This is a genomic window from Streptomyces sp. SD15 (assembly GCF_054462255.1).
On sequence record NZ_JBTLMO010000159.1, the window covers coordinates 1 to 770 of the forward strand.

General features: G+C 68.1%; 1 protein-coding gene. It reads left to right on the top strand.

Annotated features, from left to right (window positions below; genetic code table 11):
* Window positions 1-770, top strand: a 770-nt coding sequence (locus ACX28W_RS44000) for an alpha-amylase family glycosyl hydrolase (protein WP_459005707.1), incomplete at both ends; no start/stop codon positions are given.

A 770-nucleotide genomic window follows, 5' to 3' on the forward strand; every position in this document is an offset into this window, starting at 1 on the left:
CTGTACGGCGCGTGGTACGAGTTCTTCCCGCGCTCGGAGAGCGGACGGCTCGACCCGCCGGTCCACGGCACGTTCCGTACCGCCGCCGAACGCCTGCCCGCCATCGCCGCGATGGGCTTCGACGTCGTCTACCTGCCGCCGATCCACCCCATCGGCGCCACCTACCGCAAGGGCCCCGACAACACGCTCTCCGCGGGCCCGTACGACGTCGGTGTGCCCTGGGCGATCGGCTCCCCGGAGGGCGGGCACGACGCGATCCACCCGGATCTCGGCACGATCGACGACTTCGACGCGTTCGTACGCCGGGCGGAGCGCGAGGGTATGGAGATCGCCCTCGACTTCGCGCTCCAGTGCTCCCCCGACCATCCGTGGGTGCAGAAGCATCCGGAGTGGTTCCATCACCGGGCGGACGGGACGATCGCGTACGCGGAGAACCCGCCAAAGAAGTACCAGGACATCTACCCGATCGCCTTCGACGAGGACATGCCCGGGCTGATCGCCGAGTGCGTGCGGCTGCTGCGTTTCTGGATGGGCCACGGCGTCCGGATCTTCCGCGTCGACAACCCGCACACCAAGCCGGTCGTCTTCTGGGAGCAGGTCATCGCGGACATCAACCGCACCGACCCGGACGTGATCTTCCTGGCCGAGGCGTTCACCCGGCCCGCGATGATGCACACGCTCGGCGCGATCGGCTTCCAGCAGTCGTACACGTACTTCACCTGGCGCAACACCAAGGACGAGCTGACCGAGTACCTCACCGAGCTGTCGGG